The 17,184-nt window shown below is 48.7% G+C and carries 14 protein-coding genes and 1 pseudogene; 6 read left to right on the plus strand and 9 right to left on the minus strand.

Annotation, left to right across the window (positions count from 1 at the left end; genetic code table 11):
* Window positions 1-146 precede the first annotated feature (146 nt).
* Window positions 147-1,118 carry a helix-turn-helix transcriptional regulator gene (locus ACTWJ7_RS23565; RefSeq protein WP_079347046.1) on the plus strand — a complete coding sequence of 324 codons (972 nt, stop codon included), beginning with the start codon at window positions 147-149 and terminating at the stop codon, window positions 1,116-1,118.
* Window positions 1,119-1,138: 20 nt separating this feature from the next.
* Complete coding sequence (locus ACTWJ7_RS23570) at window positions 1,139-1,822, plus strand: AlkZ-related protein (protein ID WP_079347048.1); 684 nt, start codon at window positions 1,139-1,141, stop codon at window positions 1,820-1,822.
* 116 nt (window positions 1,823-1,938) lie between these two features.
* Here the strand turns inward: ACTWJ7_RS23570 and ACTWJ7_RS23575 are convergent, their stop codons facing one another.
* Window positions 1,939-3,453, minus strand: coding sequence for a UxaA family hydrolase (locus ACTWJ7_RS23575; RefSeq protein ID WP_285080709.1), 1,515 nt, complete (start codon window positions 3,451-3,453; stop codon window positions 1,939-1,941).
* Entirely contained in the window at window positions 3,453-4,967 is a 1,515-nt protein-coding gene (locus tag ACTWJ7_RS23580; protein ID WP_301879294.1) for a tagaturonate reductase, read from the minus strand. Before ACTWJ7_RS23580 ends, ACTWJ7_RS23575 begins: the two co-directional genes overlap by 1 nt.
* 237 nt (window positions 4,968-5,204) lie before the next feature.
* On the opposite strand from ACTWJ7_RS23580, the gene ACTWJ7_RS23585 reads away from it, so the two are divergent.
* The 4 genes from ACTWJ7_RS23585 to ACTWJ7_RS23600 all read left to right on the plus strand — a co-directional run bounded on the left by ACTWJ7_RS23585 (window position 5,205) and on the right by ACTWJ7_RS23600 (window position 8,865).
* Window positions 5,205-5,615: a cupin domain-containing protein gene (locus tag ACTWJ7_RS23585; protein ID WP_443146413.1), complete on the plus strand. Its 411-nt coding sequence runs from the start codon at window positions 5,205-5,207 to the stop codon at window positions 5,613-5,615.
* Window positions 5,600-6,046, plus strand: coding sequence for a helix-turn-helix domain-containing protein (locus ACTWJ7_RS23590; protein WP_443145921.1), 447 nt, complete (start codon window positions 5,600-5,602; stop codon window positions 6,044-6,046). The genes ACTWJ7_RS23585 and ACTWJ7_RS23590 overlap by 16 nt, the downstream gene beginning before the upstream one ends.
* 135 nt (window positions 6,047-6,181) lie before the next feature.
* Window positions 6,182-8,170 carry a GTP-binding protein gene (locus ACTWJ7_RS23595; protein WP_079347056.1) on the plus strand — a complete coding sequence of 663 codons (1,989 nt, stop codon included), beginning with the start codon at window positions 6,182-6,184 and terminating at the stop codon, window positions 8,168-8,170.
* A gap of 17 nt (window positions 8,171-8,187) precedes the next feature.
* Window positions 8,188-8,865, plus strand: coding sequence for a tetratricopeptide repeat protein (locus ACTWJ7_RS23600; protein ID WP_079347059.1), 678 nt, complete (start codon window positions 8,188-8,190; stop codon window positions 8,863-8,865).
* Between the two features lie 158 nt (window positions 8,866-9,023).
* Here the strand turns inward: ACTWJ7_RS23600 and ACTWJ7_RS23605 are convergent, their stop codons facing one another.
* From ACTWJ7_RS23605 to ACTWJ7_RS23635, 7 genes and pseudogenes are all read right to left on the minus strand, one after another.
* Window positions 9,024-9,965: a phosphotransferase enzyme family protein gene (locus ACTWJ7_RS23605; protein WP_143805403.1), complete on the minus strand. Its 942-nt coding sequence runs from the start codon at window positions 9,963-9,965 to the stop codon at window positions 9,024-9,026.
* 236 nt (window positions 9,966-10,201) lie between these two features.
* Window positions 10,202-10,828 (minus strand): GDSL-type esterase/lipase family protein, encoded by a 627-nt coding sequence (locus ACTWJ7_RS23610; protein WP_079347063.1) that lies wholly within the window; start codon window positions 10,826-10,828, stop codon window positions 10,202-10,204.
* Window positions 10,829-11,028: 200 nt separating this feature from the next.
* Window positions 11,029-14,195 (minus strand): annotated as a pseudogene (locus ACTWJ7_RS23615) (MMPL family transporter).
* Window positions 14,192-14,650, minus strand: coding sequence for a MarR family winged helix-turn-helix transcriptional regulator (locus ACTWJ7_RS23620; RefSeq protein WP_079347067.1), 459 nt, complete (start codon window positions 14,648-14,650; stop codon window positions 14,192-14,194). Before ACTWJ7_RS23620 ends, ACTWJ7_RS23615 begins: the two are co-directional and overlap by 4 nt.
* 212 nt (window positions 14,651-14,862) lie before the next feature.
* A complete protein-coding gene (locus tag ACTWJ7_RS23625; protein WP_301879298.1) occupies window positions 14,863-15,300 on the minus strand; it encodes a GNAT family N-acetyltransferase in 438 nt (145 codons plus the stop codon).
* A 63-nt stretch (window positions 15,301-15,363) separates the two neighbouring features.
* Window positions 15,364-16,446 (minus strand): N-acetylglucosamine kinase, encoded by a 1,083-nt coding sequence (locus ACTWJ7_RS23630; RefSeq protein ID WP_443145922.1) that lies wholly within the window; start codon window positions 16,444-16,446, stop codon window positions 15,364-15,366.
* Between the two features lie 23 nt (window positions 16,447-16,469).
* On the minus strand, window positions 16,470-17,183 hold the full coding sequence (locus tag ACTWJ7_RS23635) for a class I SAM-dependent methyltransferase (protein ID WP_301879300.1): 714 nt from the start codon (window positions 17,181-17,183) through the stop codon (window positions 16,470-16,472).
* Window position 17,184 lies beyond the last annotated feature (1 nt).

The following is a 17,184-nucleotide window of genomic DNA, read 5'->3' on the forward strand; positions in this document are numbered from 1 at the left end:
AGCAGGCGCTGCACTGTATATGGAATAATAATATCATGCTCCGAAATTATTGGTGACAACCATAATGTCACTTATACACTGCTACAATGAGAGGAACACTCCAGCATCCTTTCCGGCGGCGCAACCCTCGAAACGGAGTGGCTGACATGAATAGAACAAATCGGCTTGCCGCCATCGTTATGGCATTGCAGAACGGTCACGAAACGGCACATTCACTTGCGGAAAAGTTTGAAGTTTCCCGTCGTACCATCCTGCGGGATATCCAATCACTCTCCGAGATGCATGTCCCGATCATTGCTATCTCCGGTCCCGGAGGCGGCTTCAGACTTATGGAGGGGTATGTACTGCCCCCACTGCAATTGGACCCGGTTGAAGCAGCTACTCTCATCTTTGCTCTCGAAGGCCTAAGCCATTACGCAGATACCCCTTTTCAAGAGAAACGCTGGACATTAATGGACAAGATCAAAAGTATTATCCCGGATGATGTCAAGGCAAGAATGGATCCCTTGCTCAAACAACTGAAACATGACGTTCCGGAGCGGAACTATGTCCTTCATCATCTGGAACCGCTTTTGGCTTGTATCCCGGAACAAGGGTGGCTGCGTATGTTATACCGATCTGCTTCTCGTCAACGCTGGCTTACGATCTGCCCTATTCGAATCTATGCTTCTGCTGGTTTCTGGTATTGTGAAGCGTATTCGGAGGAGCATGGTGAACAGCGCCTGTTCAGGGCAGACCGCATTCTGGACGTTAAGCCGGTTGAGCTGAGCGAGTCACAACAACTGACTGAAAAGGCTGAACGGCAGCGCAGCAAACCGAAATCTCCCGAACGTTCTCCAACGCGCGTTACGGCACGTTTGAGTTACAGCGGAATGATTGAGGCAGAACAGGACAAGCATATTGGCGAACGAATGACCGAAATCGCTCCGGATGTCTGGGAGCTGTCCTTTCTCTGCCCTCCCGGTGAGTGGGCTTGGGCCGTTCGATTCTTTTATCGACTTGGACGTGAGGCAGAAGTACTCGAACCTGAGGACCTTCGCTCTGAGATTCGCCAACATGCCGAGGAAGTAAGCCAGATGTATCTCGCTTCCAACCATAATCGTTGCAGCACAAGTTAGAAAGGAGATTGCCGAATTCAATGAATGAGAATGAATCCATCGTAACTTACGAAGAAGCTGTTCAGCGAATAGAAGCTGTGGGACTGCTCCCGCTCGCACCTTTATTCCCTGAATATCCTTCACTGTCCTCCATAACGCCTAAAGAAAACTGGCACAAGGATAACGCGCTTGATCCCTGGCTGTGGCGTTCACGTCTCGCCGAAGAAGGGATCGCTGCCTATGGAAAATTTGTCAAAAAGAAAGCCATCCTGGTCTCACGCGAATATTTCCCTTGGGTGCACCGCCTGCTAGCGGACTCCAGAGTCATGGAAGAACAGTATGATGCGGGTTTGATCTCTCTTGAAGCATTCAAACTGTATGAACGAATTGAGGAGCACGAAGGTATAGATGGTCGTAAATTACGTTCACAGGCAGGGTTTGGAGCCAAAGAGGATAAAAAAGCATTTGACCAGGGTCTGCTGGACCTCCAGAGTGCTGGCGCCATTGTCATCTGTGGCACCAAGGAAAAAGAAGGCCTAGCTGAAGGCAAGGTCGCCTGGAACAGCTCTGCTTATGAGACCTCGGGCTATTGGATGAAGCGTCAAGGAATTAAACCGTTTGAGGGAAGCGTTGCAGACGCGAGCAAACTCCTGCTGCATCAATTGGAGCAACACGCGTCTGCGGCTGCACTGACCAAAATCAAAAAAGCCTTTGCCATGAATTGATTGATTGAAATATGTGTATACGACAAATCCCGGAAGCCGAAGAAGAAGCCGCCGGGATTTGCGGTATACGTTGATGATGGATGAGTCTAATTGCATGGCAACGGACCGAATCTGGATTACAGAATGACCCCATCCTTGAAAATCGCAATTTCCCGAAATCCATGCTGCTCGCTGAGCGTATGCGCCCGTCCTGAAGCAATATCGATCAGTTGGCTGAACAGCTGTACTTTCACATCTTCCATCGTCTTTCCTTCCAGCAGTTGACCCGCGTTAAAATCGATCCAGTGTTTTTTTCGATTCGCGAGATCCGATTGGGTGGCAATCTTGACCGTAGGCACCGGGCCTCCAAACGGTGTTCCCCGACCTGTCGTGAAGAGAACAATATGTGCACCCGCAGCAGACAGTGCCGTAACTGACACGAGATCATTGCCCGGAGCTTCCACAATATTCAGGCCGGTTGAAGTGACACGTTTACCATAACGAAGCACATCAACTACGGCAGAGCGCCCTCCCTTTTGCGTACATCCCAAAGACTTTTCTTCCAGCGTCGTAATGCCCCCTGCTTTGTTCCCTGGTGAAGGATTTTCATATATATTCTGACCGTGGTTCACAAAGTATTGCTTGAAGCCATTCACCAAGTCTACCAAATCATCAAATACCTGCTCACTGGCCGCCCGATTCATCAGAATGGTCTCCGCACCAAACATCTCGGGAACTTCTGTCAGTATGGCTGTGCCTCCTGCAGCAACCAGCATATCTGAAACGGAGCCCACGAGTGGATTTGCCGTAATCCCTGATAAACCGTCCGAGCCCCCGCACTTCAATCCAATTTTGAGCTTGCTCAGAGGCAGCGGCTGACGCTCTTCATGTTCAACAAGCTCCACTAGCTCTTCCATTAGACGCAGTCCTTCTTCAAGCTCGTCATCCGTTTCCTGCGCTTTGAGAAAACGTACTTTCCCCTGATATTCCGGTGCAATACATTCGCGGAACTGATCTACCTGATTGTTTTCGCATCCCAACCCAATAACCAGCACACCGCCAGCATTCGGGTGCTCGACCAAGGAAGCCAGCACCTGCTGCGTATATTTCAGGTCATCTCCCAGCTGCGAGCAGCCGAACGGATGCGGAAAATGGTAAACCCCATCCACCCTGCTGCCGAACTGGGACTGACCCATACGAGCCAATGCCTCACATACTTTATTAATACAGCCGACCGTATTGACAATCCAGATTTCATTACGGATACCTGCTTCACCGTTAGGTCGCAAATAACCATCGAAGGACCGTAAATGTTCCGGAGGCATGTCCGTCTGAACAGGTGGTGCGGGCTGATACTGATATTCCAGCAATCCGTGAAGTCCTGTTTTCAGATTATGGCTATGAATCCAGCTTCCCTGCTCAATCTGTTCTTTGGCTATCCCGATGGAAAAACCATATTTCATCACATCCTCGCCCGGTGCGAGGGTATGCACAGCTATTTTATGGCCTTTAGGCACATCATCCCTTAGTGTAAAAGTAGAGCTGTCTGGCAGCGTGATGCTTTCCCCTTTTACATAATCTCGAAGGGCTATAATGACATCATCCTGCGGCTGAATTGCAATCCAGTCATTAATTGTATGGGTTGTGTTCATCAACTCTCACCTTCCAACAGACCTATTTCGTGAACGAGTGCTTCGCGAAGTCCCTCTCGATCATCCAGATTTTCTCCCCAAATCGATACATCAGACAATACGGCAGCAACACGGCGGTCTAATTGCTGCTTATCCCTCTTCAGTGGCTCATAACTGTCCCAGTGTTTGGCGAGTGCAGCCAATACATCGACATCATCCCGAAGCAGGACGGACTCACCGTTCAGTCGCTGTCCCATATAACCGTCTGGCGTGTTCATCGGGCGATAAAGACACAACAATCCCGCAAACCCTTTCACAAGCCGAATAGGCCAGTTTCCCTGTTTTTGCTTATAAGCTATAAGTGTAGGCAGCACACGAACCTTGAACTTTCCTACTGTATTTAATGCAATATCCTGCAGCTTGTGATTAATATACGGATTGAGAAATCGTTCAAACACTTCTGCTGCGTACTCATCCAGATTATGATCCGGCATATCCAGTGCAGGCACAATCTCCTGATGTACCGCTTCTCTGACCCATGAGCCAAACTCCGGGTCTTCCATTGTCTCTCTTACATGGTCCTTGCCTTGCAGAATGCCGAGCGATGACATGAGTGTATGAGCACCATTAAGAATACGAACCTTGCGCAGCTGAAAAGGTTTCAAGTCCTTCACCCAGTGTACGTTGAGTCCCGCCTGCTTCAAGGGCAGTTTTTTGTCCATTGCTTCATCTGCCTGAATGGCCCAGAAATGATACGGCTCTGCCGTATTGATCAGTTGGTCCTCATACCCCCAGCGATGGGTCAGGGAATCGGCTTCTTCCTTGGTCGGTGCACCCGTGACAATCCGGTCAACCAGATTGTTCAAAAACAAGTTATGATTTTCAATCCATGAACGAAAGCCTTCAGAATAACCATAATCCTCACTATGCCGCAGTACACAACTGCGCAGCACATCCCCATTGCCTTCAAGCAGCTCACACGGCAGGTGAATCAATCCTCTGGATGGGTCCCCATCAAACTGCAGATAACGGTGATGCAGAAAGACCGTCAATTTACCCGGAAACGATTGTACTGGTTCACCCTGCAAGTACTCCGAATACGTATACTTCAATCCCGACTCGGTTGTATTGGAGATGACAAACTCCAAGGAAGGCAATTCCGCAAGCTTCAGAAAATCCTGCCATTCTTCGTAAGGGTTAATACACTGTGAAAAAATCGAGATCATTTCCGTGCGTTCCACCGCTTTTCCCTGTGAAAGACCTCGGGTAATCATCGTATACAATCCGTCCTGATTACGAATTTGTTCCAGCTTTGCCTTTCCCCCGGGCCGAGGCTGGGTCACAGCAACACTGCCATGGAATTTGCCTTGTCTCGCACTCTCATGAAGCATCCAGTCTGCAAACCCGCGCAAAAAGTTGCCTTCCCCAATCTGCAGTACCTTTACGGGACGTTCCATCACTTCTTTGCACTTGCGCTGGCTATCACTTCCGAGCAGATTTAGCTTTAGCCCTGGTCTTTTCGTGCTCGCCGACATGAACACTCACCTCATCGTTTTATTGTCATATTAGATGTCCCGCTGCACGCCATACAGCCCCTATACTTCCATTGAAAACGCTTTAAATTCATTGTATCATCAATAAAAGGAAATTTAATTGCTTATATTGCGGTAAATGTACTCTTTCATGACCAGCTGTACTATCATTTCTGTGATCAATGTTTCGAAAGGAGATCGAATGGAACGTTCACCCGTTCGTAAGACCATTCAGGCGGAATCGGGGATACCTTTTCGTCTGGTGTATGCAGATACCAAGTCCCCCAGAACGAGCTGCCGGATCATCTTCATGACTGGCATGAAATTATTTATGTATATCGGGGTAAGGGCACCATTTTCATTGATACCGGTCTTGAAGATATGCAGGAGGGCGATTTGTTCATCATTCCAGGCAGCACGGTACATCGTGCATTGCCGGATGCCGGGAATCCGGTGACTTCGTCGGCCTTGTTCTTCAGTCCAGGATTACTGGCCTCCACAGCGGGAGGCAGTGCATCAGCCATGCTCTCTCATTTGAACGCTGTCGTAAGCGCAGGGTGTACAAAAGGCATCTGGATGCCAAGGAACAAACCCAGGTTGCTGCGCTCATTGACGACATTCATGCAGAATTTCAGTTGGACCATCACTTGAGTGCTCACGCAGCACTGCTGCGGTTGCAGCTCTTACTTATTGATTTGGAGCGATTGGAGGCAGCCGGTCCGGCAAGTCCTGTCAAAAGCGTTCCTGGACCAGGCTGGTTAGCCTCTACACTGGCCCATATGGACGAAGAGCTCCGCAGTGGTCTTTCCTTGCCGGAACTGGCACGGCAGGCAGCCGTATCTCCGGCTCACTTCAGCCGTGCATTCAAAAGGTATACTGGCATGACGTTAACGGACTATGCCTTGGCTCGCCGGGTCATTATGGCGAAAGAGCATCTGCTTCGAAGTGATGACACGATGGCCGTTGTTGCCGATGCCTGCGGCTTTGAGAGTCTGCCCCATTTTTATCGACAATTCAAGAAGCAGACGGGCACCACACCAGCTGCCTACCGTAAAACCATGAAGAGTCAGGATCAAATGTGATTGCATACCATCCTGAAATGTAGAGAATTGTCTGAGTGTAACATATTCTTCCATACACTCCATGTGGTATGATATAATACTGAATTACAATGTCGGAAACGATATGTTTCTGCTGTCAGAGGAGCCTTACATCCCATGTTAAACGAATTGAACCGCAGAAATATCGGCATCTTCGCACACGTCGATGCAGGGAAAACAACAACGACGGAACATATGTTATTCCAAAGCGGTGTCGTACGTAGTCCAGGTCGCGTAGATGATGGAACAACGGCAACAGACTCTCTGGATATTGAAAAGGAACGAGGCATTTCCGTTCAGGCGGCTATGACCTCTTTGATCTGGAAAGATACAATTATTGATCTCATTGATACACCAGGACATATTGATTTCAGCTCTGAAGTCGAGCGATCCCTGCGTGTTATGGATGGGGCCATTCTGATTGTGTCCGCCGTAGAAGGGGTTCAATCCCAGAGCGAGACCATCTGGCATGCTCTCCGCTCGCTTGGAATTCCTACCCTGATCTATATTAACAAGATGGATCGGATTGGCGCCTCTGCTGAGACGGTTATCGATCAGATCCGCTCCAGCCTCTCTCCCTTCATATGCGGAATTCAATCCTATCGTATGAATGACGACGTGTTTGACGGTATTGACACCCTCTGGAACGCGAGTCAAACAGAGGTGATGGGCTCCCCTTCATCCATACCCGGCCTTTTTGAATTACTTGCCGAACTGGACGAAGATCTGATGGAAGCCTACATTAATGGTGAAACGCTGCCTGCTCACTTGCTGGATGAAGCATTTCGCAAACAGGTACATCAGGGCGTAGTGTTCCCGATTTGTTATGGTGCTTCGGGCAAAGGGATCGGCGTAACTGAATTGCTGGATGCCATCATTGAATTTCTTCCTGCACCTGCACAGCCTCAAGATGCTTCGGTATCCGGGGTAGTATTCAAAATTGAACGGGATAAAACGATGGGCCGTACAGCCTATGTTCGCATGTATGGTGGCAGCGTGCATAATCGGGATACGATCTATAACTCCACTCGGGAGCTGGAAGAGAAAGTGACCCAGATTCGCCGGATGGATGGGCGGAAATGGGCAGACACGGGTGCTGTTCATGCCGGACAAATCGCCGCACTGTACGGACTAAGCGAAACCCATGTTGGTGACATTATTGGCAGCCCTGAAGGTGTGCCGCCTGTACCACAGATGGCTGTTCCCTTGTTGACTGTGCAGGTCCATGGTAAAGACACGGCACGTTATCCTGACCTTGTAGCGGCATTGCAGGAGTTGACAGACGAAGATCCCCTGCTTGATCTGCAATGGTTGCCTGAAGAACGGGAATTGCATCTTAAAGTCATGGGAACCATTCAGCTTGAGATTCTGTCCAGCCTGCTGATGAGTCGTTTCGGACTGGATGTCGTATTCGACCCACCTTCCGTCATCTATAAAGAAACTCCCCGTTCTTCCGGGGAGGGATTCATCGCGTATACGATGCCCAAGCCGTGCTGGGCCATTCTTCGATTCAGCATGGAGCCTTTGCCCCGTGGCAGCGGCCTGATCTATTCATCCACCGTCCGAACGGATCATCTCCTGCTTCGTTATCAGAATGAGGTGGAGCGCCGTATTCCCGAAGCATTATCTCAGGGCTTGCTAGGATGGGAAGTTACCGATCTGCGCATCACGCTAATTGAGGGAGAGCACCATGTCTGGCATACCCATCCACTGGATTTTGTAGTAGCCACGCCGATGGGAATCATGGACGGACTGGCAAGCACCGGTACAACCCTGCTGGAACCTATTCTGAATTTCCGGTTAACAGTCCCGGAGGAGTACGGAGGCAAGGCGCTCAGTGATCTCGTACATATGCGGGCAACCTTTGAAGCACCGATCATCGGAGGCGGACGATGCATCGTCGAAGGACGTATGCCTCTGGCAAGCTCCATGGATTATCCGGTGAAACTGCGTTCAGAGACGAGTGGACGTGGAGTGCTGACCACTTCTTTTGCCGGGTATCAGGATTGTCCTTCGGATGTGACACACACGCGGAAACGCAGAGGCGTTAACCCGCTGGACCAATCCAAATATATTTTAAGTGTTCGAAATGCGATTACATCATAATTGGAGTTGACTTTGTTGTGCTGATTAAATTTCTAATCTTTGGCCTGCTGTGGCGGATTGTAGGCAATCCATTCTTGGCGGTTCTTATTTTCCTCATCATTCTGTATTTCCTGGATCGTCGCTATGTTGGGGTGATGCCAAGCTTCATGAAGCCACTTAAGCGTATGCGTAACATCTCACGGCTTCGGCAGCAGCTTGCCATGAGTCCGAATGAAGTCTCTTCCAAGCTGGATCTGGCCCGTCTGTTGATTGAACGCAAACGGTATAGTGAAGCTCATGCCTTACTGCTGGAACTGGAACGTCCTTACGAGCAATCAGCCGAATACTGGGAGGCGCTGGGTACAACTGAACTTCATCTGGGCCAAACGGAACAAGGTGAGCGTCATATTTTGCAGGCACTGGATATTAATCCAAGAGTAAAATATGGACGTCCTTATCTGACACTTGCAGGTGCGTTTAAGGATACTCACCGGGACAAAGCTTTGGCATACGTTCAGCAGTTCCAGGAGATTCATTCCTCATCCAGTGAAGCGTATTATCTGCTTGGCTCGGTGTACCGTTCCCTTGGGCGTACTGATGATGCAAAGCAAGCCTACGAGCAATCACTGAACGTATATCGCTCCCTGCCAAAATATAAGAAACGCCAGGAGCGTCGCTGGGCTGTACGCAGTTGGTTCCGCAAGCGCGGACTGTAGACTGCTGAATTCCTTTGCTTTAGCAGCTAGATATTATGTGAATGAGTGTCTACAACCCTCATGGTAAACGATCTCATCAAATAAAAGTGCACTGGTTCCTGCCTCAAGGCAGGTCCAGTGCACTTTTTTGCACATCGAAATTCTTCCAATGGTTATCGCTACATCAGCAGCTCCCGCAGCCGTTCCTCATTACCTTTCATCCAGTCTACCCGTTCTCTCAGCGTTCTGATTTGCTGCACAGCCACTTCTGGCTCATCTGTACCTTCGAACAACCGACTGATAAAGTGCATGACCACATCCAGACTTCGAAGCAAAACAAGCTCTGGAATTACGCTCAGCTCCTTTGGTTCCAGGCTGACCTGTTGTCTGAATCCCTGGATTAATCCCTCCAAAGCCGCCCAAATCCATGCTTCATCCTTGTCCATCGTCAGAAGGTCAGACATGGGAACAGCAAGCTCCATCACCCGCAGATCCCATGTGGCAAATTCAAAATCCAATATGGCACATATGCCTTCCTGAGAGTCTGCCAATACATTGGATGCATTCAAATCCCCATGTACCAGTTGATGCGGCAAAACCTCCATACCTCGCAGCGTTTCGAACAAGTCTGGCAACACCATCCTCAGCTTCTGCAGGTCATCCGCACATGCCATGAGCGTATCCGGGGGTGAAGTACATAGTTGTAACAGTTTCTCCGGTGAACAGAGCGGGTAAGCCTCCTGAATTTGATAATAGGGCGGGTAAACGGGAGCCAGAGATATGGGAAGGCTCGCCATAACAGAAGATAACATCCCCGCCGCCCTGCCCAGTCCGATCAGTTGATCGGGTGTAATCCAGACCGGATTGTGGCCTTCACGATAATGGAACAAGGTTACGATTTTGGTATGGCCTGTTAGACGATCCTGTACAGTAAGAAATGTCGTATCTTTATCATCAGGAAGGCTAACGGGTGCAGGCACATGAAGCTCCAAATCTGAACGCAATAATGCAGACAACACCTCGTGTTCAAAAGCAATTTTCTCTTGATCGTTATGCGTTTCATACTGCCTAAGCACGTAACATTCTTGGTCTATCTCTACCATAAAGGTAGAGTTGTTCATTCCTCCCCTTCCGCGCTGAGCGTTCCAATGGGACGTGAATCCATATGAGGATAAAACTGTAGATATCAGCTGCTGTTCTGAATCGTTTAGGGAATCTGAATCGATGATTTTCACCAAAAATAACTCCTTTATCTCACGTAAATACAACCTCTATATGTCCTCATCTTAACGGAAGTATTTCTTTCGGTCTAGTCGGTTTCAAGGTAATCGTCATTCTAAACTTTAACCCCTGCTGATCAGGCAAAAGGATAGTATCCTGTACGATTTAGCTGTTCTGCAATTACGCGATAGCCTTTTGCATTTGGATGAACCCTGTCCCAAAATAACAGTTCACGTTCACGCCCTTCAAACCGGTCATAGATCTGGGCACAGGCATAGTTCCCTGATCCCACACCATTGAGAAATGAATTATATTGCCGCACCCAATATGATGCTTCGGCTGCTTGCGGATACGGGTTGTACAACCCAATCGTACGAACCATATATACACTGTTCCCTTTCAACTGCCGGATGTGCCTCATAATCTGGGACACGTTGCTACGCGTTTCGCCAAGCACCTGTGTCATTTTACTTGCGTTCAGGATCCCGCCACTCGCTTTGAACGTACGAATCAGATCGTTTCCACCAATCGATAACGTAATAATATCTGCTTCACGCAGCGATTGCCGTACTCTTGGATTGCTGGATATCATCTGCAGCATTTCCCCTGACGTAAGTCCATTCACACCCAAGTTATCCATCGATACAAACGTACGTACATTCGTTTCTGCCATTCTCCGATATAAAGGAACAAAGCCGGTGCCCAGCAGCGCTCCTGTACCTACCGTTAATGAATCTCCTATAGCCACATATCGATATACCATCCCGCCGCCCCTCTCTGCTGTGTTATTAACTATTCCACATACAATTCAATTCCTATATATCGTATGAGAAGACCGGAGACAAAGCGCGGGGTGGTGTCCGTAGGCATACACATTTATTTGTCGTTTCACGATTTTCTTGCATAAAACAATACAGAAAGCCCCGCCGGCAATGCCAGCGGAGCTGTTCATTAATCATTTGATTACATGCCTATATTACGATCCGATTCAACGGAATCTGTCTGTTCCTTGTTCGGGAATGGCCACCAGTTGGCACGGCCAAACATTTTCACCATTACAGGAACGAAGAATGGCAGGAATAGAAGAGAATACAAGATAAGTCCACTGAGTACAACCGTCGCAATCTGCATCATCGAAAGTACTCCCGATGGATACATGGCGGCAAAGGTACCGCTCAGAATAACGGCTGCAGACAGAATGACTGTACCCATGTTTTTCATGGCATACAGCATGGCATCCTGCACTTTCATGCCTTTATTCTCATTGAAACGATCCATCAGGAAGATGCTGTAATCCACCCCGAGTGCAATCAGCATGACAAAGCCGAAGAACGGTGTAACCCAGCTGATGCCCGAGAATCCAAGTATATTCACAAAGATCGCTTCCGTCAGGGCCATGGATGTGAAATATGCCAGCAATAACGAGATGATGAGATACAGCGGCATAATGACCGAACGGAGCAGCAGGACCAGAATGATAAACGTTCCTGCAAGCATCAGCATGACCGTGCGTGTATAGTCGTTGTTGGAGACTTCCTGCAGATCTGCAAACGTACTGGTTACCCCGCCAATGGCGATATCCGCTTTTTCAAGTGCACTTCCCTGTACAGCACGATGTACAGCAGCTTCGATATCCGGAACCCGATCAATCGCTTCTGTCCCATATGGATTTTCGGCAAAAATAACGTCAATCGTCATTGTTTTCCGATCCTTGGACAGATACGTATCGAATACCTGCGTGAAGTCTTTACTGTTCAGTGCTTCTTCAGGAACATACCAGCCTGCCAGATCGGAATCAGGAGAATTTTGCAATTGTGTCAGGTAGTCCTGCGCTGAATCGAGTCCACCTGAAACCTGTTCGATTCCATCAACACTCTGATTAAGACCATCCGTCAATTGCGTCAGTTGACCACTCAGATCCGAGAAGCCTTGTTGAATTTTCTCCTGACCACCCTGAAGCTGACCAAGTCCGTTCTGGATGGAAGGAATTTCACTTATGACTTTACCTTGACCATCAGCGGCCTGTTTGAGACCGGATTGCAACTGACTGATTCCCGTCACAATCTGACCGAGACCATCGGCAAGTGCCTTCTGTCCGGAAGCTGCGGAGGCAAAGCCTTCGTTAGCCTTATTGATTCCAGCCGCGGCTTCGCCCAGCTTGGATTGAATTTGGCCCAATCCTTGAGCGAGCTGTGCCGTTCCGGCACCCGTCTCACCAAGGGTTCCTTTGATACGCTGATAATCGGCGTCTTGCAGCAAATCAGGATAGCGCTCCTCAAGTGCTGTGAACGATTCGTTCAAGCTGGTCAACGCTGTAGATACACCTGTGAGCTGTTGTTGCAGTTCACCTACGCCATCACCCAGGGCAGCGACACCGGCTCCTGCCTGACGATAGGCTTGAAGCAATTGATTGTTCGCTTGTGCAAGTTGATCAGCACTCGTTTTGGCTTTCTGAAGTCCGGCTTTCAGTTCCCCGGCACCTGAAGAGCCGTCACGGATTCCTTTTTCAATCTGCTGAAGTCCTTCAGATAACTGTGTAATACCCGACTGCAGCTGGGAAGTACCCTTTGACAGTTCTCCTGCTCCATCAGCAGCTTCTTTGATTTGTGGTTCATTTTTGCTTAACTGACTGCTGGCCTCGCTCAGACCATCACGGATTTTATCCAGACCCGTCTTTCCTTCACCCAGTCCATCAGATAATGTCCCCACTTGCTGTGTTACTTCAAAATCCTTGATCTCATCACCGGTTGGACGTGTCATGCTGCGGACACCAGAGATACCTGGCACCTTCTCCACTTCCCGGCTGATCTTCTCGGCGAGCGCCATATATTTGGCGTTGTCCATTGCTTCATCATTCTGGATGACGACCTGACCCGGCAAGGATTCACCCGGACCGAAGCTGTCCGAAATGATATTGAATGCTTTGACCGAATCATATTTGTCACCAATTTCATCGAGACTGTTAAACGACAGTTTGCCGTCGTAAGTCGCCAGTAATGGCACACATACCGCTGCAACGATGAGCAGGGCTGCCCATGGACGTTTCAGGGAGAAACGACCGGCTGCACCATAAATCCGGCTCTCGGCATGCTCCAGTGAACCCTTGGAAGGCCAGAACAACCTTTTGCCCAGCACCGCCATAAAAAACGGAACAATCGTGACTAATGCCAGCATCATCACGGCAATACCGACAGCGACCGCTACCGCGGAACGATACAGCATAAACTGTGCAAAACCAATGGCTATGAATCCAACCAGCACGGCGAGTGCGGAGAAGAATACTGTTTTGCCTGCTGTGCGGTAGGTAGCGATGATGGCATCCCACGTATTTTCATGATGAGCCAATTCTTCCTTGAACCGGCTAATCAACAGGATGCAATAGTCCGTACCAATCCCGAACATGACCGCCACCATAAAGATCTGTGTAAACGTCGAAATCGGGAAGTCTAGTCCATCCACAAGGAACGCGACAATCTGCTGTGAAACGATGTAGCTGATCCCCACCGTAAGCAGCGGAACAAATGGAGCTACGAATGAGCGGAATACGAGGAACAGAATGAGCAAAATAAATACAACCGTAATGTATTCCGATTTCTTGAGCCCCTCTTGGGAACTCTCCACCGTATCCTCATCAATTAAGCCTTTACCGGTTATGTAATGCTCCACATTGACCGATGACAATGCTTCATTGAGGTCTTCGCGCATTTCCTTGACTGTACGATCTCCCTGATCAATGGAAAGCGATGTTAAGATCGTCTTGCCATCGGCAGAAATCATTTTGTCTGATAGTTCAGGCTGAGAGAATGGCTCCAGTATGGACAGAATGCCCAGTTTCTCTTTTCGGCCTCCAGTTTCTTAACAGCCTGCTCTGCCTCTTCTTTACCATCGGCACCCAAACCGTTCGGATTATAAAATACAAGAGCCAGCTGGCTGCCCTGCTGCTCTCCTTTTTGTGCCGCGGCTTCGTCCAGAATGGCCGCTGCCTGGGTGGACGAGTGCCCTTCAGGAACCGAGAACTGTCCCTTTTCCCGAATCAATTCACTCATGTTAGGGGCGGTGAACATCAATACGGCAGCTACAACGACCCATAGACCCATCAACCACCATCGCGCTTTCAAAATCGTTCTCATTCGTTCTCCTGTCCTCCTTCATGCGATAGCAAAGCGGCAAGCTTCTCAAAAGATTCAATGAAATTTTGGACCTCTTCTGGTTTAAAATGAACCAGATACGGCTCCAGTAGCTGCTGTATTTCCTGTTCGGTTTCCTTGTATACTTCCCGTCCGTTATCCGTCAGGGTTAAATACACAACTCTGCGGTCGCGCTCATCTCCCGCCCGATGGACCAGATCCCGATCCACCAGCTTGTTGACCAGTGCGGTGATACTGCTTTTTCCCACACACAGAAGCTCTGCCAGATCGGAGGGCGTACAAAGCGGTTTCTCTTTAATCATACGAAGTGCACAGAACTGATCTGTGGTAATGGTTTGGCCCAGGCGTTCACGTATCTGGGTATCAAACCGTTTGGTTACCAGGAAAGAAGCATCCAAATAGCGGTTAACCAAACTTTTGGCATCCGGTGTGTTCATCCTTGATTCTCCTTCCTCCCAAATATAGTTCATACATCGAACTATTCTTCAATGAAACTATTCTATAATGAAACTATATTACAAAGCAATACGTTTTTCCTATTTTTTTAAGTAAACGACAAAAAAAACAGGACGTCCGACTCAGCTGCTTCGCCAAATCCAACATCCTGTTATGATATGCTCTCTTTATGTTACACAGTAGTAGACCGATACTAGTCTTCGTCTTGCTCCTCGTCCTTCTCTAATACACAACGGAAACGCTCCACACCCGGATATAATTCACCCAGGCTATACACCACGAATCCCGTATTTCGATAAAACTCTACAGCTTCCACGTCGGTCTCCGCGATCAATCTGTCAGGATTATATTGGGCCAGCACCTGTGAAATCATGCCACGACCATAATTTTTAAAACGGTTCTCTGGCAGGACTGCGATATGATGAATGGTGACCTCACTAGCTCCTGTTTTCTCATATCCAATCAGGCCTATCAGCTGGCCTTCGTCTTCATAACCGTCCAAATGCAGCTCGTCCTTGTCAACATATTGTTGTAACGCACGATTCAGATGATCCGGATCGGGAAAGACCGAGTAAGACAGCAGTTCTTGCACTTCCGGCTCCTGTATGCGTGATTTCAAATGAATTAACACCCTGATTCCTCCTATAACTTGCTTGTTTCCGTTATCGTATTGTAGTCGTTAGCCTGTAAAAGTTCAAGTCGTGTAGCGTTCCAGCTCCGATTGAATGACATTCGTCATGCCTTCCGGCACCTGGATTCCTGCCAAATGATATGCATCCAGCAGCGCACCTCCAACTGCCGACACATTGCTGGTAATGTAATGAATCTGTTGTCCTCCCGGTATATAGGCTGCATTCAGCCCCTTTCGGACGGCCTCCACCATGTACGGTGTACTCAGACAACTTCCTGTAAGCGTCATGGATACCTGCTGATCTTTAAAACATGATGCAAGTAAGAGAATACCTACAACAGCCGTATCCGCTGCTGAGTCACTTACTCTGACCGCAAGGGGGATACTTTGGGCGGCGGCTTTAGTCACCAAGGGAGCCATTTGACCAAATTTCCGATTCATGGCCTGTTTATTTTCAGCAAAACCTGATACGCCCAGCGCAGCAAGCTCGGGAACCGAATTTACATTCCAATAGGCTAATATCTGCTCAATCAGAGGCTGATCCTGGCGCCCATAACGACCAGCAAGGATCGAATGCACCACGTCATAAGCCAAAAAACGTGCTGCTGTTGGTGCATAGTGGCCAAACTGATCATTGCGAAGCCAGGTCCCCTGTTCCGTTTTACCCAGGATCAGAGAGCCCGTGCCTCCAATAGCTACAATGCCCGGCTCACCACCAAAGGCTGCCGTATGTGCAATTTGCGTGTCATTTACCGCGCTGATTATGCCAAGGATACCGGTTTGGGCGAGCAATGCTTCAGCCCAGACCGTATCTTCAGGCCGATCCAGCCCAGCCATCCCCGCCTGAATGGAAGCAATCTGTCCTGCTTCTAACCCGGCTCCGGCAATGGCTTCAGCGATGCCGTCCAATACGTGCTGTTCTGCATTGGCATCATGATAACGGTTGCAACCACCCTTTTGCACGTATGACAGAACCCTTCCGTGCACATCGGCCAATGCTACACGTGTATGGCTTCCCCGCCATCCATCCCAATCACATATGTACTCATTCTTATCCCCCATGTTCTGGTGTGATGATTTCCCATGTCCCATGATGCTTCTTGCGATGTTCCTATTGCTATCGAGTAATACGTCTGCCGGGGCCAAACTACTCGATCCCGGCAGAGCTGTTATTGCTTCTGTGCAGCGAAACGAAGCAGTTCACAACGGAACTGTGTCGGTTCATCATATTTTTCCTCTTCGATCGTCTGTGTTACATGTTCCTGGAGCAGAATATTCCAGTCAGTATAAGCATTCTCCAGTAATGCGACAGCCTCTGCTGTAGGTAGATTCAATTCAATCAACGGTTCAATTGTTCGGCCGGTATTGATTTCCATTTCCTCCACACTTGTACTCATCGTAATACAATGTATGCCGCCTCTGCATGTTCCCACTTGTAGTCGTTCTATAGCTTCTATCAAGGCTTGTTTATTGGAAACATGTTCCAGGCAAGAGCAAGCAGCAATATAATCAAAATGATCCGGCTCGATAGCGTAATGCTCAACATCCGCTTTCTCTACTTGTACAATATGATCAACCTGATATTCTTTCGCATATTTGCGAAGTCCATCTACAGCCTCATCCAGCAAATCCACACCGATAACTTCACTGTTCGTTTGCCCGAGACGCTGTGCAATCGGTATCGTATGTCTGCCTACACCACATCCCAAATCCAGAACACGCAGCTCCGTCTTATGAGCAAGCAGACGCTCCAGCATGTCCATAACCATTGGCATAGGCCTTGACATCCAGGTACCGGACGCAAATAATTCATTATTCTGATAGAAGTTGGAATGGTAACCTGCTTCTGCTTTCCTTGCAGCCTCAAACTGTTTATTTTCCATA

The organism is Paenibacillus sp. 1A_MP2 (genome assembly GCF_052244825.1).
Taxonomy (GTDB): Bacteria; Bacillota; Bacilli; order Paenibacillales; family Paenibacillaceae; genus Paenibacillus; species Paenibacillus vandeheii.